We start from the raw sequence: 18,505 nt of genomic DNA on the forward strand, positions 1-18,505 counted from the left end.
GTCCGTGGAGGAATCGCCCCCGCCAGGTGTGGATGTCATGGGCGCGGGCAGGCGCAGATCCACACCTCCGCTCGAAGGGAGCCTGGCCGCGATGACGAGCGTCATACCCGCCCCGTACCGTGAAGGCGCCACACACGAGCGCACCACGGGCCCCGCCCCGACCGGTGATCTCCCCAGAGTCACCGAGCCGCTCCGGATGGCGCCCAAGGACGCCAAGGGCGTGTCCAAGGTCTTCTTCGACCGCCTCCAGATCCTGGAGGAGGGCACACCCGAGTACCAGTACGCCCGCAACACCCTGATCGAGATGAACCTGTCCCTGGTGCGGTTCGCCGCGGGCCGGTTCCGCAACCGCGGCAGCGGGGAGATGGAGGACATCGTCCAGGTCGGGACGATCGGCCTGATCAAGGCGATCGACCGGTTCGACCTGAGCCGTGAGGTGGAGTTCACCACCTTCGCCATCCCCTACATCGTCGGGGAGATCAAGCGGTACTTCCGCGACTCCTCCTGGGCCGTCCATGTCCCGCGCCGGCTCCAGGAGCTGCGCACCGAGCTGGCCAAGGCCCGCGACGAACTCGCCACGGTCCTGGACCGCGACGCGACCGTCGGGGAGCTGGCCGAGTTCCTCGACCTGAGCAAGGACGAGGTCATCGAGGGCATGGTGGCCTCCAACGGCTACACCGCCGGCTCCCTCGACCTCCCGACGGCCGAGTCGGACGAGTCTCCCGCGCACTCCTCGGGAGGCCGGTCGTACGGCGATGTGCTCGGCGATGTCGACCCGGCGATGGAGCTGGTGGAGGACTTCCGCGCGCTCGCGCCGCTGCTGGAGAAGCTGGAGGACCGCGAACGGCGCATCCTGGAGATGCGTTTCGGCCAGGAGATGACCCAGGCGGCCATCGGGGCCGAGCTGAACCTCTCCCAGATGCATGTCTCCCGTCTCCTGACCCGCACCCTGGGCAGGCTCCGCGAGGGGATGCTCACCGAGCACTGAGGGACGGGCGCGGGTGGGGCGCGGCAGCGGGGCCGCGCCGGTCCGCGCGGCCGGAATGGCGCGCTCCCCGTGCCTCGCGCCGGGCGCTCCCCTTGCCTCAGCCGAGCGCCCGGAGGGCGTAGAGGGCGCCGATCGCGGCGGCGAGCCCGCCGAGGAGGAGCCGCAGCGCCGTCTCGGGGAGATACGGCTGGACGCGGGCGCCGAGGTATCCGCCGACCAGTCCCCCGAGGCCGCAGGAGAGCCCCAGACACCAGTCCGGTGCGATCTCCCCGCCGCCGGTGAGGGAGAGCAGGGCGAAGGTGGCGGCACCGACGACCGAGGTGGCGAAGGTGGCGGCGAGGGCGGCCGGCGCGACACGGGCGACCGGCATCCCCCTGCCCACCAGAACGGGCCCCAGGAGGGAGCCGCCGCCGATGCCGTAGATGCCGCCGACCACGCCCACGGCGACGGCGAGCCCGGTGACCGTCCGCGCCGCCGGCTCGGCCGCCGGCCGGTGCCGTACCGGCCGCAGCGTGCGCAGGCACAGCCACAGGCCGAGCGGGAGCAGCAGACCGGCGATGAGGAGCCGGAAGACCGTGGGGCCGGGAAGCGCGAAGACCCGGATCGCCGCGCCGGCGACCACACCCGGGAGGGTGCCCAGGACCAGGCGCCGGGTGAGCGGACCGCGCAGGGCGCCCGTCCGCCGGTGGCGCCACAGGGCGCCGGGGCCCGCGACGACGTTGAAGAGGAGATTCGTCGGGGTGACCGCCGGGTTGGGCACGGCGAACACGCTCAGCTGCACCGGGAGCAGGAACACCGCCCCGGACACCCCGACCGGTGCGGTCACCACCGATATCAGCAGGCCGGCGGCCAGCCCGCCCAGCCCCGGCCACCAGTCCACCGCTGCCCCCGCCCCGGAATCGTCCGGCCAGTATCGGCCCGTCCGGCCCCGGTGCGGCGGACCGGAAACACGCTGTTCACGAACGGCGGGCACCGGCGCCTTCGCGGACGGGGCCGGGCGCGTCCTGGCGGGCCGGGCGGGAGGCCGTGGCGGCGGGCCCACCCGCTCGTACGACCCATTGCCGGGCCGCCCGGGTGCCCCGGTCGCGCGGACGCCGTTCCGTCGCCCTCCCCCGTGGACCGGACCGGGTTCCACGGCCACGGTTCCGGTGACGGAAGGGGAGTTCGCTCGTTGGGCGAGGTGCGGCCCGGGTTCGTTCTGCCGGGCCGGTCCCACGGGTGCCGCGCGGCGGCGCCGACCGAGGAGGAACACGATGGGCCTGGACATGCGGAGCACAGGTGGCGGCGCGGGGCGTGCGGGTGTGCGGGCGGCGGTGCTGGGCGCGGTGGCCGGGGCGGCGCTGCTCCCGGCGGGCGCCGCGCACGCGAGCGTCATCGGCATCGGGAACGCGGCCTTCGGGAACGCCTGTGCCAACCAGGGCGCCGCGCAGTCGGCGGGTGCCACGGCGGCCGGCAGCGGGGCGGCGAGCGGCAACCAGGCGGGTCTGCCGCTGAGTCTGCCGCGCAACAACTGCGGCAACAGCGGCATCGTCTGCACCGCCATCATCCGGCCCAGCGTGTGACGGGGCGGCGGTGAGCGACGGGCGCCCGGCGGGCCGGGTGGAGGCGCCGGTGGCGGAGCGGGCGGTGACCGAGCTGCTGGCCCTGAGCGGGCGGGCGCTGCCCCTGCTGCGGGAGTGGGTGGCGTCGGACCCGGGGTGCGGGGTGGCCCGTGCGCTGCTGACCCTGGTGGTCGGCGACAGCCTGGACGACACCACGCTGAAGGAGGAGCTGTCGCTCGCGCACCGGGACGCGCTGGGCGCGGGTGAGCGGGAGGCGAGCCTGGTCTACGGGGTCTTCCTCCATACGCACCGGCAGTACCGGCTGACGGCCGATCATCTGGTGGCGCACTTCGCGCGGTGGCCCGCCGACGAGGAGGCGGGGCTGCTGCTGGGCGCCTTCCCCTCCTGCGAGGAGGCCGCCTACCGCACCCAGGGCGAGGTGCTGATGGAGCAGCAGGCCGCGGTGGCCGGCCCGGACAGCTGGCCGTGGATGAGCTGGCTGGCCGCGACCCGCGCCGAGCAGGGCCGGGTGCGCGAGGCGTACGAGCTGGCCGTGCACACGCTGGGGCTCTGCCCCCGCTCGGGCACGGCGGCGCACGCCCTCGCACACGCCGAGCACGAACTGGGCGGCGGCTCCGACTCCGCCCAGTTCCTGGACCGGTGGCTCGCGACCGACCCGCAGGCGGTGCAGTCGCGGCATCTGAACTGGCATGCCGCGCTGCACTCCATCGCCTGCGGTGACTTCCCGGACGCCCGCCGGCGGGCGGACACGGCGCTGGCGGTCACGGATGTGGGCATGCGGGCCGCGACCAACTGGCGGCTGCTGCTGGCGGGGCAGACACCGGCGGGCCGGAGCGACCCGGCGCGGGTCCGGGAACTGCTCGCCGCGCCGGGCGGGATGGCGGAGGTCTTCCACACCTTCAATCTGGCGCTGGCGCTGGCCGTGGAGGCCGCCACCGACGATCTCCTTCTCCTCGCCCGCCGGGCCGCCGGCGACCCGCGCCCGGACTACCGCGATGTCCTCGCCCCGGTGGTGCGGGCGCTGGCGGAGATCACCGCGGGCCGGCCGCGCGCCGCGGTAGAGCTGCTGGAGGGCCTGGGCGGACGGACGGAGCGGATCGGCGGGGTGCGGGTGGAGCGGGAGATCGTTCAGGACACCCTCGCCCGCGCCCTCGTCGACGCCGGTGAGCCCGCCCGCGCGGCCGGGCTGCTGCACCACCGCACCACGACCCGCCGGCACCACGCGTACGAGGACCTCCTCCTCGCCCCGCGCGGCCCGGCGGTGCTGCCCCGCCCCCGCTGACCCGCCCGGGGCGCCGGCCGGCTCGATTCCCGGGTGCCCGGCCGGGAGGCCGCCGGTGCCGGACCCGCCCGGACACGGGGCCCGGTCCGCCGTCCCGGGAGCGGTGCCCTCCCCCGTCCTCCGGTCCGGGGGGGTACGGCTCCGGGAGCCGTCGCGCCGTGCGCGGAGCCGGGGTCACGGCCAGGGACTCCGTCCACGCGGTTCCGTGCCGGGAATCCCTTTTCCGTCCCGCGCGGGGACCGGGGGCGCACCTCCCGCGCATGTGAGCACGGACACAGGAATGCGTGACCCGATCCGCGGGGTAAATGGACGAGCGCACCGCATAATCCAGCGGCAGTTCCCGACAGGTGACCGGTCGGTCAGAGGAATAGGGCCGACCGTCCGCCATGTCGTACGCTGCGCATCACGATCGCATGATCGCATCAAACGACCCTCAAGGAGTGGCCATGGTCGCGAAGCAGGATAGTTCGGCCAGGCTGGTGACCCTGCTCTCAGCAGGCGCGGAGGAACACGCTGCCCAGTGGGTTTCCCATGTTTCCCAGGGTCTGGTGGGCCGGATCAGCAAGGCCGAGCTCGACCGGGAACTGCGCGAGCTGTACGCCGCCCTGGTCGAGGCGCTGCGGGCCGGCGCCCGGGACGCCCTGGGCGAGGAGCTGTCGGAGCTGCGGGCGCTGCTCACGGAGCTGTCGCGCAACCGGGCCCGGCAGGGCTTCACGCCCAGTGAGACCGCGCTGAGCGTCTTCGCGCTCAAGCGGGTCCTGGAGCCGGTCCTCACCGACGGGACCGCCGCGGATGTCCAGGCGTATCTGCGGCTGAGCGGCCTCCTGGACGATCTGGGCCTGTTCACCATCGAGACGTACACGCGCGCGCGTGAGGAGATCATCGCGGCGCAGGCCGATCAGCTCCTCGAACTCTCCACCCCGGTGGTCAAGCTGTGGGACGGGGTGATAGCCGTGCCGCTGGTCGGCACCCTCGACTCGGCGCGGACCCAGGTGGTGATGGAGAAGCTGCTCCAGGCGCTGGTGGACACCGGCTCCGAGCAGGCGATCATCGATATCACCGGTGTTCCCGCGGTGGACACCCAGGTGGCACAGCATCTGCTGAAGACCATTGTGGCGGCCCGGCTGATGGGCGCCGAGTGCACGGTTTCCGGGATACGCCCGCAGATTGCGCAGACCATCGTGGCGCTGGGAATCGAATTCGGCGACATCGTGACAAAGGCGAGCCTCGCCGACGCCCTTCAGCTCGCGCTGAAGAAGGCCGGTGTCGAGATGGTCTCCCGCAAGGACACGCTCCGATGACGGAACGCGTGCCCATCCTGCGGATCGGCGAGGTCCTGCTCGTCTCCATCCAGGTGGACCTGGACGACCAGACCGTGCTGAACCTCCAGGAGGACCTGGCGGAGCAGATCGTCGCCCGCTCCGCCCGGGGCGTGGTCATCGACATCACGGCGGTGGAGATCGTCGACTCCTTCGTCGGACGGATGCTGGCGACCATCGCCGCCATCTCGCGCATGCTGGACGCCGAGACGGTCGTCGTGGGCATGCGCCCGGCCGTCGCGATCACCCTGGTGGAACTGGGTCTGTCGCTCGGGGGCGTACGGACCGCTCTCGACCTGGAGAAGGGACTCGCCCTGCTGGGGCGGAGCAGCGCGGGCCGGGCATGAACAGTTCCTGGGCTCCCGAAGGCGAGCCGCAGACCATGCCGATCGCGGCGAACGACGATGTCGTGCGGGTGCGACGGCTCGCCCGTGAGCTGGCGCAGCGCTGCAAGCTCTCGCTGGTCGATCAGACGAAGTTCATCACCGCCGCCAGCGAACTGGCCCGCAACACCCTGGTGTACGGGGGTGGCGGGGTCGTGCGGGTGGGTCTGGTGCGGGGCATCGGACGGACCGGCGCGTGGGCGGTCTTCGAGGACTCCGGTCCGGGCATCCCCGACGTCGATCTCGCTCTCACGGACGGCTGGACCTCCGGTGGCGGGCTGGGGCTCGGGCTGAGCGGCGCACGCCGTCTCGTCGACGAGTTCCGGCTCGACACCGAGGTGGGGCGGGGCACGACCGTGACCCTGGTCAAGTGGGCACGGTGAGCGCGCCGACCGTCCTGGAGTGCGAGGACATCGCCTGGTTCCGGGACGATCCCGCGCTCCCCGCCGCCGCTCGCGGTGCCGCCGCCGCCCTGGCCCGCCGTATCGGCCTCAGCGCCCATCGCGCCTCCGAGGTCGCCCTGGCGGTCACCGAGGCGGCGACGAATCTCCAGCGGCACGCCGTCGACGGCGGGCTCCTGCTGCGGGTGCTGCGCACGGACACCAGCGCGGCGGTGGAGTTCATCACGGTGGACGCCGGTCCCGGGATGGCCGATGTGTCGACGGCCCTCTCCGACGGGGTCTCCAGCGCGGGCACGCTCGGCATCGGCCTGGGGGCGGTGGCCCGGCTCGCGGATGTCTTCGATCTCCACTCGACTCCGGGCAGGGGCACGGTCATGGTCGCCCAGTTCTGGCCCCGTGCCGGCCGGGATGTGCTCACCCCGGTCCGGCCGGACCCCGTGGCGGCGGGTCTCACCCGCCCCATCAGCGGGGAGACGGCCTGCGGCGACGCCTGGGCGGTACGGATCGACGACGGCGCCCGGGACCCGGACACCGGTCCGGCGCTGCTCGCGATCCTCTGCGACGGTCTCGGCCACGGACCGCTCGCCGCGCGCTCCAGCGAGGCCGCCATCGGCACCTTCCGCCGCACCACCGCGCGCGATCCCGAAATGATCATGCGCGAGGTCCATGGCGCGCTGCGCGGCACCCGCGGCGGCGCGGTCGCCGTCGCCCGGGTGGAACCCGGGCGGAAACGCGTGCTGCTCTGCGGGGTCGGCAATGTCAGCGCCTTCGTCGTCGGCTCCGGCGCCCGGCGGAGTCTGCTGTCCGCGCCGGGCATCGTCGGGCACCAGATCCGTACCTTCCGCACCTTCGAACAGCCGCTGGACCCGGGCGGCGCGCTGGTGCTCCACACCGACGGGCTGACCGAGCGCTGGAGCATGGACGCGATGCCGGGTCTGCTCCACCGGGGTCCGACGGTGATAGCGGCCCAGCTGCTGCGGGAGGCGGCCGTACGACGTGACGACGCGGGCATCGTCGTCGTCAAGGGAGCATGGTGAGGTGAGGACCGATGACCCCCGGCACCTCCTGACGGTGCCCATCACCTCCGTCCAGGACGTCTTCTCGCTGAGACGCAGCGGTCAGGAGGCGGCCGAATCGCTGCGGATGGAGCGGCAGGACCAGGTCCGGCTGGCCACCGCGCTCAGCGAGCTGGGCCGGGACAGGCTGGGCGCCGGCGAGCTGACCGCCGCGTTCGGGCTCCAGGAGGAGGGCGGGCCCGCCCTGGTGGTGACGTTCCAGTGGGCGGCGGGCGCGGAGCCCGCGCCCGCCGCCCTGGAGCTGGCGACCCGGCTGGTGCACCGGGTCCGCCATGAGGCCGGTGTGCCGTACAGCCGGCTCGTGCTGGAGCAGCCGGTGCCGGCGGGCGTGGCCGCCGCCGACGGCCGGCGGGCTCTGCGGGAGGCGCTGCGGCGCACGGCTCCGGCCACCATGGCCGAGGACCTGCGCGCGCAGACCCGCGACCTGATCGCCACCCTGGAGGAGACCCGCGCCCAGCGGGAGGAGCTGCGCCGGCTCAACGAGGAGCTGGAGGAGACCAACCGGGGTGTCCTCGCTCTCTACACCGAGCTGTCGCAGGAGCTGGAGACCACCAACAGCGGTGTGGTCGCCCTCCACACCGAGCTGGAGGACAAGTCCCGGCAGCTGCGGGAGGCGAGTGAGGCCAAGACGCGGTTCTGGACCCATGTCAGCCATGAGCTGCGGACGCCGGTCAACGCGGTGGTCGCGCTCTCCCGGCTGCTGCTGGAGCCCGAGTCGAACGGGCTCGACGAGGAGCAGCACCGGCAGCTCTCGCTGATCTCGTCCTCGGGACAGACGCTCCTCTCGCTCGTCAACGATCTGCTGGACGTCGCCAAGGCGGAGTCCGGGCAGCTGGAGGTCCGGCTGGAAGCGGTGGATCTCCACACGCTGGTCGGTCAGCTCGGCGGGGTGCTGCGCAGCATGGTGCGCACGAGCCATGTGGTGGTGAAACTGCCCGATCTGGAGACCTTCCCCGAGGTTCAGGCGGACGAGGTGCTGCTGACCCGGATTCTGCGCAATCTGCTCTCGAACGCGCTGAAGTTCACGGAGGAGGGCGAGGTGAGTCTGACGGTCGGCACGGTCGAGGAGCCGGACGGGTGCCGGCTCGCCTTCACCGTCACCGACAGCGGGATCGGCATCCCGCAGTCGGAGCAGCGGCGGGTGTTCGAGGAGTTCTACCAGGTGCCGGGGGCCCATCAGCGGGGCCGCCCGGGCACCGGGCTCGGTCTGCCCTACGCCCGTAGGCTGACCGAGCTGCTCGGTGGCACGCTCGATCTGACCAGCGCGGAGGGCCAGGGCACCCGGGTCGAGGTGCGGCTGCCGTATCTCGCGTCCGGCCCGGACACCGGCCCCCTGGACACACCGCCGGGGGCGGGTGTCCGGGTCTGCCGCCCCGTCCCCCACGGCTCGGAGCCCCGGCTGGAGAGCGGCCCGTGAACCCACTTCCGGATGACGACGCGCCGGCCACGGTCCTGGTGGTCGACGACGACGCGACGACCCGCTATGTGCTCGGCAGCTGGCTCCGGCGCGCCGGCCACACCGTCCTGGAGGCCGCCGACGGGACGGCGGGGCTCGAACTGCTGGAGCTGCCGGGGGCACCGCTCCCGGAGGCCGCGATCATCGACATCAATCTGCCGGACATGAGCGGTTTCCAGCTCTGCGCGGCGATCAAGGCGGACCCCCGCACGGCGGGTGTGCCGGTGATCCATGTGTCGGCGGTCATGCTGGGCGCCGACGATCACGCCCGGGGACTCCAGGGCGGGGCGGACGCCTATCTCAATCAGCCCATCGACCGCGACGAGCTGCTGGCCACGCTGATCGCCACCCTCCGGTACACCCGGGCCCGGCAGCGCGCGGAGCGGCTGGCCGTCCGGCTGCGGACGCTGAACCAGACGACCCTGGACGTGTACCGGGCGGTCGGTTTCCACTCCTTCGCCGCCGCCGCGACCGGCGGTGCGGCGACCCTGCTCTCCTGTCCCGCGACGGCGGTCTTCCTGACCCCGCAGGGACAGGTGGTGCACAGCATGGCCGCGGGCCCCGGGAAGCCCGCCCGGTTGCTGCCCACCCACCCCGGTGTGCTGAGCCGGGTCTCGGGCCAGGCGCTCGGCTCGGGCACCGGCGCCGAGATCGCGGACATTCCCCAGCCCCTGTGGCGGACGCTGGTGCCGTCCGACCATCTGAAGGGGGATGTCTCGCTGCTGGTGGCGCGGACGCAGCGGGGCCGCCCGGCGCTCTGTTTCGCGGTCCCGGCCGAGGCCCTGTCCGGCCCCGACGACCGGGAGCTCTTCCAGCACCTGGCGGTCGCGGGCGCGCTGGCGCTGGAGTCGCTGCGCAGCCTCGCGGAGGAGCACTCCCTGGCGCTCACCCTCCAGAAGACCTTTCTGCCGGACCGGCTCCCCACGGTGGCGGGGGTCGAGATGGCCTTCCGCTATGTGCCCGCCGGTGCCCAGGCCGAGATCGGCGGCGACTTCTACGAGGCGCTGGAGACCGCCGACGGGCTGCTGGTGGCCATCGGCGACGTGGCCGGTCACTCGCTGGCCGCCGCCACGGTGATGGGCGAGATCCGGCACGCCCTCCGCGCGTACGCCCTGGAGGGCCATCCCCCGCATCACATCCAGGACCGGCTGGAGATCCTGCTGGCGCATTCGCGCCCGGGGGTCACGGTCACCCTCTGTCTGATCCTCGTCGAACCGGGCGGACGCCGCGTCCGTCTCTCCAACGCCGGCCATATCCCCCCGCTGCTCGTGGAGCCGGACGGGCGGGCGCGGTTCCTCCATGAGCACGGCCCGCTGCTGGGGCTCGGTCTCCCCCACCCGGAGCCGACGGTCCATCACACCGCCCCCGGGACCCGGCTGGTCCTGGTGACCGACGGACTGGTGGAGGAGCGCAGCCGCAACCTCGACGACAGCCTGGGCGATTTCCTGGAGGCGGTGGCGTCGGGGCCGGCCGATCCGGAGGCGCTGAGCGACATGCTGCTCCAGGCCTTCGGCACGGAGAAGGACGACGACATCGCCCTCCTCGCCCTCCGGCTGGAGTAGGGCGCGGACGGGGAGGGTCCGATCGGGTGGCGCCGCCCGGCGGGCGGGTAGGAGCGGCGGGCGAGGGGTTACGGGTGGCTGTATGCCCCTTCAGCAGAGTGGAATCCCGTCCGCGCCGGCGCCTCAGGGCTCCGGTGCGCCGCAGCCGCCCGGCTCCCTGAGGCCCGCCGCACCCGCTCGGCCGGGCCGGGCCCGCGCCGCCGCCCTGTTCTGTGCCCTCGCCGTGTCGGTGCCGCTGGTCGCCGGCTGCGGAGGCACCGGTGACGACTCGGTGGTCTCGGCGGCCGAGGACAGCCCCTCCGCCGGGGCGACACCCTCCGCGGTGGCGTCCCTCTCCCGGGAGCGGACCCAGCGCAGGGCGCTGGTGGAGTCGACGCGGGTCGGCTGGGAGAAGGCGGCGTCGACGGCCACCGGGGAGGTGCCGCAGAGCGAACTCGTCGAGCTGGACCTGGGACGCGTGCACCACGGCAGCAGCCCCTCCCCCCAGGCGTCACCGCCCCCCGGGACCCCGCGGTGGACGGCGACGGTGGCCCTCAAGGACGGCACAGCCCATGTCGTGGACATCGACGCCGTCAGCGGGAAGGTGCTGCGCTCCGGTGCCGAGCGGGACCAGGACGCGGACGACAAGCGCGAGCTGGCGGGCCTGCTCGCCCAGGCGACCCGGACCCCTCAGCAGGCCGTCGACGCGGCCACCCGGAAGCACCCCGGCACCGTCACCGGGCTTCAGCTGGGGGACAGCGACGAGAGCGGCGACAACGTCGTCGTCTGGGAGACCGAGGTGGCCGACACCGGCGACTGGACGGAGGCCGATGTCGAGATCGACGCGGCCAGCGGGAAGGTCCTGCGGGAACGGATCGACCAGGACTGACGGCCCGCCCGGAGGAGGTGCGGCCGGTTCCCGGCGCCACCGGGGGCGAAGCCGCCGGCGCGTGACCGGCGCGGAGCGCGTGCCGCCTCCGGTTCCCCGGTCCTCACGCGCGGGACGAGGCACCCGGCTGTGGCCGGGGCCTCTCGCCCGGGGCACGGGGCGACCGCTCGACGACCTCGGCGAGCCGGCCGAGCATCCGGCGGTGCCGGAGCTGGAGCAGGGCGTCGAACGCCGCGTTGTGGAGATGGCCGCCGGGTCCGCGCAGCGGGTGCTCATCGACGACGACCAGGGTGTGTTCGCCCCAGGGCCGCACCTCGATGGCGATCCGGGCGGTGCCCAGCCGCCCGCTGTCGGCCTCCAGCTCGATGCGGTGGGGCGGCTCCACGTCCCGCACGGTCGTCTTCCCGCTCCCGGACCAGGGGCCGAGGCGGATGGTGTACTCGATCGTGGCGCCGAGCCGGGGCCAGTCGCTCCCGTCCTCCCGGGAGGCGTCCGGCCCGACGACCCACTCGCCGTAGCGGGACCCGTCGGCGAGCACCGCCCACACCGCCTCGGGCGGCCTGCGGATCAGCCGGTGACGTACGGCCATGGGGTCCTCCAGCGAGTCGAGGGGGAAGGTTCACGGGCGGGTACCCGGTCCGGGCGGCGGAATGCGGGGCGCGCCCGGACCGGTGGCGGCCCGCCCCCGGGGTCCGGGCGGACGGGTCAGCGGCCCAGGGCCCGGGCGAGCTGCTGCTTGTTCATGGTGGAGCGGCCGTCGATGTTCCGCTTCTTCGCCTCGGCGTAGAGCTGGTCCTTCGTGGGTCCCTGCGCTCCGCTGTGCGAGCGCAGTCCACCGCGCTGGGAGGCGGACTTCGGGTCCCGGGTGGAGGTCCGGCTCGCCGTCTTCGACTCCCCGGCCCGCGCCCGCTCCTTGTTCACCGTGCGGGCCGCGATCTCCTTCGCCCGGCCCGCCGGTTCACCGCGCCTGCGCGCGCTCTCCTTGACGTGCTCGTACTGACGCTCCCGCTTGGGGCTCGATCCTGCCGGCATGGTCCTGCTCCTTCGCTCTCGCGCGGGCGGGCCCGGGCGGGCCCGCGACAACGGGTGCCCGGCGCGGCCGCCCGCCGTCCGCGCCGTCGGGCACCCGGTTCCATACGACGCCCGCCACCCCCGGGCGCGCTAACCGGGAGAGCCATACGGTGGCTGTCCGAGGGTGCGCCGGGCACACGCGCCGACCAGGGCGCGCAGCTCACCGGTGCCGGCCAGCAGCTCGCGCTGGACGTGCGCGCCGCTGCCCGTCCTGAGCAGCGCGGCCAGCGCCTCCCGGACGGCCGGCAGATCGCCGCTGTCGTCCAGCGCGTCCCGTACGTGCTCGAAGAGCGCGCGCACCACCGCCTCGGCGGGTGCGGGCCGCATGGTGAGGGGGTGGAGCAGCCGGTCCTCAAGACCCGACCGGGCGGCCCGCCACGCGGCCAGCCGCAGCACCTCCACCCGCTGCCGGGACGGCGGCAGCCCCTCTTTCCACTCGCGGGCGGCGGTCTCCACCAGGGCGCGGGCCAGGGTGGCGATGAGGACCGTGGTGGAGGAGTCCAGACAGACATCGGCGACCCGGATCTCGACCGTGGGGTACGAGGCGGAGAGACGGGCGTCGAAGTAGATCATCCCCTCGTCCAGCAGCGCACCGGTGCCGACCATGTCCCGTACCTGCTCGTGGTACCGCTCGGCCGAGCCGAAGAGTTCCACCGGGCCCGCCGAGGGCCACCGTCCCCACACCCGGCTGCGGTAGCTGGCGTATCCGCTGTCCTGGCCCTGCCAGAAGGGCGAGTTCGCGCTCAGCGCGAGGAGCACGGACAGCCAGGGCCTGATCCGGTCCAGAACCGCGACACCCTCCTCGTCGGACTCCACCGACACATGCACATGGCAGCCGCAGGTGAGCTGCTCCTGTGTGGTCAGTCCGAAGTGCTCCTCCAGCCAGCGGTGCCGCTCCCCGAAACCGATCGAGGGGCTGACCGGCAGCGGAGAGGTCCCGAGCGCGGCGACGGACGCCCCGAGCCGTTCCGCGTGGCGGGACGCCTCGGCCCGGCAGCGGTCGATCTCGGCCGCCAGCTCACCCATGTCGGTCTGCGGCCGGGTGGCGAACTCCACCTGCTCCCGGTGCAGCTCCGCCTCGAAGACCTCCTCCTGCCCGCCGGCCTCCCGCGAGGCGGCGGCCAGCACCGCCGTCGCCAGCGCCCTCGGCTCACCACTGACGGCGTCCACCAGGAGCAGCTCCTCCTCGACACCCACACTCCGCACCACGGCAACCTCCCGGCCCCCGGCGCGGGCCCGTCCCAGGGCACGGCTCGGGGGCACTTCTCATGATCGGCACCGGCCAGGAGACCACATCCCCCGGCTCGGCCGCTGCTCCCGCCGCCCCGCGTCGGCGTCCTGACGCGCGACGGGCGGTACGGCGATCGGCGCCCCGGCGGCGGTCACCCGCCGCCGGGGCGGTCGTCACGCGCGCGGCGGCCAGTAGTGGGCGGCGAGCAGATCGCGGTAGCCGCTGTCGCCGAGGTGTGTCTCGCGGTGGAACTCGGGGGCGCGCTTGATCTGGTCCCTCGTCCGGTCGACGTGGACGCTCTTCTCCACCAGGTCGATCCGGGTGACGGCGCCGGCCGGAATGAGGACCTCCTTGCCGAAGATCCACGGACCCGTGTCCACGACCAGGCAGGCGGCGTCCACGTCCTCGGTGTGCTTGTCGACCTTGCCGATGGCACCGTCCACGGCCTCGACCCGGAAGCCGTTGAGGTCGGAGCCGGCGGTGTAGCCGGCCAGGGACGAGTAGTTCCAGGGGTGCACACTCATGACGGGTTCCTCTCTGCGTGATGTAGGGGAGAGCGGGGACGGCGGCCGTCCGGCCGATCCCTCCGCCGGTGGCGCCCGGCGCCCGCTTCCCGCCTCGGCCTGCGCCTGCCCCGCTCCGGGCGGAGCATGCCTGGGCACCGGTCCGGGAGAGGACCGACCGGCTGTCGGCGGACTCACCCTGACCCGGGCGGCGCGGCCGGAGAGGTGGATGAGTGTCCGTACGGATTCCGGCGAGGGCTCGCCCGTGGCCCGCTGTTGACCATGCAGAGAATGTCCCCGCACCGTCATCCGCATGCGCAACCGGGTCCGCGTCCGGGCCGCCGGGCCGCCCGCGCCGGCACCCGCGATCAGCGGTGGCGGCCGGCCGTCCGCCCGGATCGGGCTGGTGTGTCTGGCGTCGGCATGCCGGCGCAGTGCGCTCGGGCCGAGAGCTGTGGGAAACCGCCGCGTGAGCCGGAGTACCCCGCCTGGGCGGCGTTCTCGGTCAGCGCCGCCGCCGGGCTGTTCGCCTCCTTCGCGCCGCGCCGGTTCCGCTGGAGCCAGTGGGCCCGGCCGGGCGCCACCCCGCTGCGTCCGGGGGCGATGGCGGTGTCCGCCGCGATGGTGTGAACGGCCCCCCTCGCCGGGGTGACCGCCCGGCGGGTCCCTCATCCGGCGGCTTCGGACCCGGCCCCCGGTTCGTCCGACTCCGACCACATCTCGAGAAACGCCCGCAGGGGCGGATTCATCTGGTTGTCCAGCCGCCAGGCGAAGACCTTGTTGAAGGAGATGGCGGGGATCAGCGGGACCGCGACGACCCGACTGTCGGCGGAGAGCGCGGGACTGGAGTGGGGAACCAGCGCGATGCCGACCTTCTCGACGACCAGGGCGAGTTGGAGGGCCACGTTGTTCGTCGCGTACGCGATCTCGAAGGGCAGGCCCCGGGCGGCGAAGGCCTCGCTGATGAAGCCGTGGACGCCGCTGTCGGGTCCATAGGTGATCACCGGCGCCTTCGACACCTCGTCGAGGGTCAGCGGCCGGTCCGCCGAGCCGCCGGCGGGGAGAGCGGCGACGATCCAGTCCCGCAGCAGAACACAGGAGCCGAGGATCTCGGAGAGGTCCTCCCTGGGCTCCGCCATGACCGCCCCGTCCAGGGTGCCGTTGCGGACGGCTGCCAGCAGGGAGGGGCTCGACTGCCCCGTCACATCGACCGTGACCCCGGGGTGGCGCCGGTGGTACTCCCCCAGCAGATAGGGGAAGCGGGTGGCCTCCAGACCACCGACCGTTCCGAGCGCGAGCGAGCCGCCGAGGCGCCCGGCACGGCCGGCGAACTCCAGGGAGGCGGCCTTCGCGGCGGCCAGCGCGGCCCGGGCGTGCGGTAAGAGGGCGGCGCCACCGGCGGTGAGGACGACACGTCTGGGCCCTCGGTCGAACAGCGGCTCGCCCAGTTCCCTCTCCAGGCCCTGGATCTGCTGACTGATCGCGGGTTGGACGACATGGCAGCGCGCGGCGGCCTTGGTGAAGGACCCTTCTTCCGCCACAGCAACGAAGTACTCAAGCGTCCGAAGCTCCATGCCGTCGACGTTAGCAAGAACGCGATCGGCGCCGGGGCCGCTCCGTGGTCGGCTCCACCCTCCGGTGGCTGCTTTTCACCACGCGCGCGGAGAACCGAACGGCCTTTCCCCCGGCCCTGGTTGACGCCGCACCGTCCCGGAGCGGGCGCGGATCGCGCGGCGCGGAGGTCAGGACCGAGGTGTCTCCCGCTGGAGCAGCGGCAGGTGCTTCCGCAGTGCCTTCCGCCAGGAGCCGTCCGTCTCCATCCGCTCCAGCGCGGCCTGGATACCGGCCTTGTGGTGGCTGTTCCTCGGGATGCCGATCCCGTACCGCTCCTCGGTGAGCCGGAAGCCGCCGAGCCGGTAGGCGTCCGGCTTCTGGGAGGCGTAACCGGCGAGGATGGCGTCGTCGGCGGTGACCGCGTCCACCACGCCGTTCGCCAGATCGGTCAGACACCGCGCGTAGGTGTCGCGCCCCTCGGTCAGGGCCCCGGGGGCGGCCCACGCCTGGAGAGCGGCCACCGCGGACGAGCCCACCACCGCGCAGACCTTCTTGCCGTTGAGGTGGGCGGGTCTGCTGATGGCGACATTGTCCACGCTCAGCAGGACATCCTGCCGGGCCACCAGGTAGGGGCCGACGAAATCGACCGTCTCCCGGCGCTTGTCGGTGATCGCGTAGGTGGCCACGATGAAGTCGGTGTCGCCGCTCAGGAGCATGTTCTCCCGCTCGGAGCCGCTCGCCTCCTTCCAGATGATGTCGGCGGGGCGGTAGCCGAGGGCCCGGGCGACATAGGTCGCCACGGCCACGTCGAACCCCTGGTACCCGCCGTTCCCGTCCCTGAGCCCGATGCCTGGCTGGTCGAACTTGATTCCGATGCTGATCCTCTCCGGGCCGGGCCCCTCGCCCGATCCGGCGGAACGGCCGCCGCCACCGGCTCCGGCTCCGGCGCTGTTCGTGCCGCCGTCCGGAAGCAGGGTCCACAGCAGGACGGCACCGAGCGGCACCGCGACGAAGGCCGCCGTGTACGCCCGGACGCGCCGCCCCCGGATCGGCGTCCGCCCCGGGGGCGGGGTCGGCGCCGGGGGCGGGGTCGGCGCCGGAACGGGCTCCGGTTCCGGTTCCGGCTCGGGCTCACGTTCCGGTTCCGGTTCCGGTTCCGGTTCCGGGGAGGCGACGGCCGGGGGTGCGAGGGGATACGAGGTCACCGGGCCGGCCTCGGACACGGGGGCCTCCGACTCCACCCGCGCCAGCAGGGAGTCCAGCGCCTCCGCGTCCGGCCGCGCCGCCGGGTCCCGTACCAGCACGGCCATCAGCGCCCCGGCCAGCGGTCCGGCCGCGCGCGGCGGCGGGACGTCCTCGCCGAGCACCGCCGCGAGGGTGGCCAGGGCATTCGCCCGGCGCAGCGGGTTCCGTCCCTCCACCGCCACGTACAGCGTCAGGGCCAGCGACCAGAGGTCGGCCGCCGCTCCGCCGGCGTCGCCGCCGACGCGCTCGGGAGCCATGTAGTCGGGCGTGCCGATGACGGAGCCGGTGGCGGTGAGCACGGTGGAGCCCTGGATCTCCGCGATGCCGAAGTCGGTGAGGACCGGACGGCCGTCCGGCCGCAGCAGGACGTTCGCGGGCTTGATGTCCCGGTGCCGGATGCCCGCGGCGTGCGCGGCGCGCAGTCCGGCCAGCACCCCCCGGCCCACGCCGGCGGCCTCCCCCGGTGTGAGGGTGCCGCGGTTCAGGCGGTCCTGGAGCGAGCCCCCGGTGACCAGTTCCATGACGATCCACGGATAGCCCCCCTCGCCCAGGTCCACGATGTGATGGATCGTGACGACTCCGGGGTGGTCGACACGAGCCAGGGCCCGCGCCTCCCGCAGCACCCGGGCGCGCAGGGCCCGGGCGCCCTCGGGGTCGTACTCGGCCAGCGACGGGTCCGGCGGACGGACCTCCTTGAGCGCCACCTCCCGGTGCAGCATCAGATCCCGCGCCCGCCACACCAGCCCCATGCCACCACCGCCGAGCCGCGCCAGCAGCTCGAAGCGGCCGTCGATCACCCGTGCCACGCACTCCCCCTCAACGCCCCTGCGGGAGAGGCGGATACCCACACCGCGGGCCCCGCCCCGCCCGGTCCGACAGCACCCGCCCGACTGTCCCACACCCGGTACCGGTCCACGACCGCAATCCGGCGGACGGGTTCCGCCGACGGTGTCCACGGCCGTCCGGCGGTCATGGGAGTGCGCGGACCGGGAAGGCTCGTGATCAAGCCCGGCCGAGCCGGGGAACAGCCGAGAGGATGAGCGCCCGTGAGTGCATGGCAGCTGACCGAGACCTTCCCCAGCACCTCGGGCGAGGTCCGCTGGGACAGCCTCGGAGAACCCGGCCGGGACCCGGTCGTCCTGCTCCACGGCACGCCCTTCTCCTCCTATGTCTGGCGCGCTGTCGCCCGCGCGCTCGCCCGGCGCCACCAGGTCTTCGTCTGGGACATGCCCGGCTACGGAAGCTCGGAGAAGTCCGCCGGGCAGGATGTCTCCCTGGCCGCCCAGGGCCGGGTCTTCACCGAGCTGCTCACCCACTGGGGCCTGGTGGAGCCGCTGGTGGCCGCCCATGACTTCGGCGGGGCCGTCGCTCTGCGGGCGCATCTGCTGCACGGCGTCCGCTACCGCGCCCTCGCGCTGGTGGACCCGGTGGCCCTGGCGCCGTGGGGGTCCCCGTTCTTCCGTCTCGTCGGCGAGCACCCCGAGGTCTTCGAGCGGCTGCCGCCGGCGCTGCACCGGGCGCTGGTGCGCGAGTACATCAGCTCGGCCAGCAGCCCCGGCCTCCATCCGGCGGTTCTCGACCGGCTGGCCCGGCCCTGGCTGGACGCGCCGGGCCAGGCCGCCTTCTACCGGCAGATCGCCCAGGCCGACCAGCTCCACACCGACGAGGTGCAGGAGCGGTACGGCGAGATCTCCGTACCGACACTGGTGTGCTGGGGCCAGGACGACACCTGGATTCCCCCGGCCCGGGGGGAGGAGCTGGCGGCGCTCATCCCGGGCGCCCGGCTCGAACGCGTCGCGGGTGCGGGCCATCTCGTCCAGGAGGACGCGCCCGCCGAGCTGACCTCGGCGCTTCTCGCCTTCCTCCGGGAGCCGCACCGGCCCTGACGGCGAAGCGGCTCCCTCCGGCGCCATCGAGGCGCGCCTCCGACGCGGGCATCGCCCCGCCGGCGGACGGACCTCCCGGCGTCCCCGCCCCTCACGGAGGACGGTACGGACACCGCTG

General features: G+C 73.9%; 19 protein-coding genes. 12 read left to right on the forward strand and 7 right to left on the reverse strand.

Annotated features, from left to right (window positions below):
* Positions 1-91: 91 nt before the first annotated feature.
* Positions 92-988, forward strand: coding sequence for an RNA polymerase sigma factor SigF (locus tag ACWCRA_RS08520; RefSeq protein ID WP_351542762.1), 897 nt, complete (start codon positions 92-94; stop codon positions 986-988).
* A 97-nt stretch (positions 989-1,085) separates the two neighbouring features.
* Here the strand turns inward: ACWCRA_RS08520 and ACWCRA_RS08525 are convergent, their stop codons facing one another.
* A complete protein-coding gene (locus tag ACWCRA_RS08525) occupies positions 1,086-1,868 on the reverse strand; it encodes a TSUP family transporter (RefSeq protein WP_451067099.1) in 783 nt (260 codons plus the stop codon).
* A gap of 373 nt (positions 1,869-2,241) precedes the next feature.
* On the opposite strand from ACWCRA_RS08525, the gene ACWCRA_RS08530 reads away from it, so the two are divergent.
* From ACWCRA_RS08530 to ACWCRA_RS08570, 9 genes are all read left to right on the forward strand, one after another.
* Complete coding sequence (locus ACWCRA_RS08530; protein WP_351542768.1) at positions 2,242-2,550, forward strand: chaplin family protein; 309 nt, start codon at positions 2,242-2,244, stop codon at positions 2,548-2,550.
* A 10-nt stretch (positions 2,551-2,560) separates the two neighbouring features.
* Positions 2,561-3,832, forward strand: a complete 1,272-nt coding sequence (locus tag ACWCRA_RS08535; RefSeq protein ID WP_351542771.1) for a hypothetical protein — start codon at positions 2,561-2,563, stop codon at positions 3,830-3,832.
* Positions 3,833-4,278: 446 nt separating this feature from the next.
* A complete protein-coding gene (locus ACWCRA_RS08540) occupies positions 4,279-5,133 on the forward strand; it encodes an STAS domain-containing protein (protein ID WP_351542774.1) in 855 nt (284 codons plus the stop codon).
* Positions 5,130-5,498: an STAS domain-containing protein gene (locus tag ACWCRA_RS08545; RefSeq protein WP_351542777.1), complete on the forward strand. Its 369-nt coding sequence runs from the start codon at positions 5,130-5,132 to the stop codon at positions 5,496-5,498. Before ACWCRA_RS08540 ends, ACWCRA_RS08545 begins: the two co-directional genes overlap by 4 nt.
* A complete protein-coding gene (locus ACWCRA_RS08550) occupies positions 5,495-5,917 on the forward strand; it encodes an ATP-binding protein (RefSeq protein WP_351542780.1) in 423 nt (140 codons plus the stop codon). The genes ACWCRA_RS08545 and ACWCRA_RS08550 overlap by 4 nt, the downstream gene beginning before the upstream one ends.
* Complete coding sequence (locus ACWCRA_RS08555) at positions 5,905-6,972, forward strand: ATP-binding SpoIIE family protein phosphatase (protein ID WP_351542783.1); 1,068 nt, start codon at positions 5,905-5,907, stop codon at positions 6,970-6,972. The genes ACWCRA_RS08550 and ACWCRA_RS08555 overlap by 13 nt, the downstream gene beginning before the upstream one ends.
* Before the next feature lies 1 nt (position 6,973).
* Positions 6,974-8,428, forward strand: coding sequence for a sensor histidine kinase (locus tag ACWCRA_RS08560; protein WP_451067100.1), 1,455 nt, complete (start codon positions 6,974-6,976; stop codon positions 8,426-8,428).
* Positions 8,425-10,029 carry a fused response regulator/phosphatase gene (locus tag ACWCRA_RS08565; protein WP_351542789.1) on the forward strand — a complete coding sequence of 535 codons (1,605 nt, stop codon included), beginning with the start codon at positions 8,425-8,427 and terminating at the stop codon, positions 10,027-10,029. Before ACWCRA_RS08560 ends, ACWCRA_RS08565 begins: the two co-directional genes overlap by 4 nt.
* Before the next feature lie 82 nt (positions 10,030-10,111).
* Complete coding sequence (locus ACWCRA_RS08570; RefSeq protein ID WP_351542792.1) at positions 10,112-10,897, forward strand: PepSY domain-containing protein; 786 nt, start codon at positions 10,112-10,114, stop codon at positions 10,895-10,897.
* A gap of 103 nt (positions 10,898-11,000) precedes the next feature.
* Here the strand turns inward: ACWCRA_RS08570 and ACWCRA_RS08575 are convergent, their stop codons facing one another.
* The 4 genes from ACWCRA_RS08575 to ACWCRA_RS08590 all read right to left on the reverse strand — a co-directional run bounded on the left by ACWCRA_RS08575 (position 11,001) and on the right by ACWCRA_RS08590 (position 13,723).
* Complete coding sequence (locus ACWCRA_RS08575; protein WP_351542795.1) at positions 11,001-11,486, reverse strand: SRPBCC family protein; 486 nt, start codon at positions 11,484-11,486, stop codon at positions 11,001-11,003.
* A gap of 116 nt (positions 11,487-11,602) precedes the next feature.
* Positions 11,603-11,929 (reverse strand): plasmid stabilization protein, encoded by a 327-nt coding sequence (locus ACWCRA_RS08580; RefSeq protein ID WP_351542798.1) that lies wholly within the window; start codon positions 11,927-11,929, stop codon positions 11,603-11,605.
* Positions 11,930-12,058: 129 nt separating this feature from the next.
* Positions 12,059-13,174: a glutamate--cysteine ligase 2 gene (locus ACWCRA_RS08585; protein WP_351543198.1), complete on the reverse strand. Its 1,116-nt coding sequence runs from the start codon at positions 13,172-13,174 to the stop codon at positions 12,059-12,061.
* 198 nt (positions 13,175-13,372) lie between these two features.
* Positions 13,373-13,723 (reverse strand): PRC-barrel domain-containing protein, encoded by a 351-nt coding sequence (locus tag ACWCRA_RS08590; protein ID WP_351542801.1) that lies wholly within the window; start codon positions 13,721-13,723, stop codon positions 13,373-13,375.
* A gap of 387 nt (positions 13,724-14,110) precedes the next feature.
* On the opposite strand from ACWCRA_RS08590, the gene ACWCRA_RS08595 reads away from it, so the two are divergent.
* Positions 14,111-14,332, forward strand: coding sequence for a hypothetical protein (locus ACWCRA_RS08595; protein ID WP_351542804.1), 222 nt, complete (start codon positions 14,111-14,113; stop codon positions 14,330-14,332).
* 38 nt (positions 14,333-14,370) lie between these two features.
* Here the strand turns inward: ACWCRA_RS08595 and ACWCRA_RS08600 are convergent, their stop codons facing one another.
* Both ACWCRA_RS08600 and ACWCRA_RS08605 read right to left on the reverse strand, forming a co-directional pair.
* Entirely contained in the window at positions 14,371-15,276 is a 906-nt protein-coding gene (locus ACWCRA_RS08600) for a LysR family transcriptional regulator (RefSeq protein WP_351542807.1), read from the reverse strand.
* A 168-nt stretch (positions 15,277-15,444) separates the two neighbouring features.
* Positions 15,445-17,298, reverse strand: coding sequence for a serine/threonine-protein kinase (locus tag ACWCRA_RS08605; RefSeq protein WP_451067148.1), 1,854 nt, complete (start codon positions 17,296-17,298; stop codon positions 15,445-15,447).
* 249 nt (positions 17,299-17,547) lie between these two features.
* Between ACWCRA_RS08605 and ACWCRA_RS08610 the strand changes: the two genes are divergently transcribed.
* Positions 17,548-18,387 (forward strand): alpha/beta fold hydrolase, encoded by an 840-nt coding sequence (locus ACWCRA_RS08610; RefSeq protein WP_351542811.1) that lies wholly within the window; start codon positions 17,548-17,550, stop codon positions 18,385-18,387.
* The last annotated feature ends 118 nt before the right edge of the window (positions 18,388-18,505 follow it).

It is taken from the genome of Streptomyces sp. NPDC001889, assembly GCF_053594535.1.

Excerpts from the sequence above, each read along its gene's own strand:
- ACWCRA_RS08520 (WP_351542762.1), top strand. The coding sequence starts at position 92 with ATGACGAGCGTCATACCCGCCCCGTACCGTGAAGGCGCCACACACGAG.
- ACWCRA_RS08530 (WP_351542768.1), top strand. The coding sequence starts at position 2,242 with ATGGGCCTGGACATGCGGAGCACAGGTGGCGGCGCGGGGCGTGCGGGT.
- ACWCRA_RS08540 (WP_351542774.1), top strand. The coding sequence starts at position 4,279 with ATGGTCGCGAAGCAGGATAGTTCGGCCAGGCTGGTGACCCTGCTCTCA.
- ACWCRA_RS08545 (WP_351542777.1), top strand. The coding sequence starts at position 5,130 with ATGACGGAACGCGTGCCCATCCTGCGGATCGGCGAGGTCCTGCTCGTC.
- ACWCRA_RS08550 (WP_351542780.1), top strand. The coding sequence starts at position 5,495 with ATGAACAGTTCCTGGGCTCCCGAAGGCGAGCCGCAGACCATGCCGATC.
- ACWCRA_RS08570 (WP_351542792.1), top strand. The coding sequence starts at position 10,112 with ATGCCCCTTCAGCAGAGTGGAATCCCGTCCGCGCCGGCGCCTCAGGGC.
- ACWCRA_RS08575 (WP_351542795.1), bottom strand. The coding sequence starts at position 11,486 with ATGGCCGTACGTCACCGGCTGATCCGCAGGCCGCCCGAGGCGGTGTGG.
- ACWCRA_RS08580 (WP_351542798.1), bottom strand. The coding sequence starts at position 11,929 with ATGCCGGCAGGATCGAGCCCCAAGCGGGAGCGTCAGTACGAGCACGTC.
- ACWCRA_RS08590 (WP_351542801.1), bottom strand. The coding sequence starts at position 13,723 with ATGAGTGTGCACCCCTGGAACTACTCGTCCCTGGCCGGCTACACCGCC.
- ACWCRA_RS08600 (WP_351542807.1), bottom strand. The coding sequence starts at position 15,276 with ATGGAGCTTCGGACGCTTGAGTACTTCGTTGCTGTGGCGGAAGAAGGG.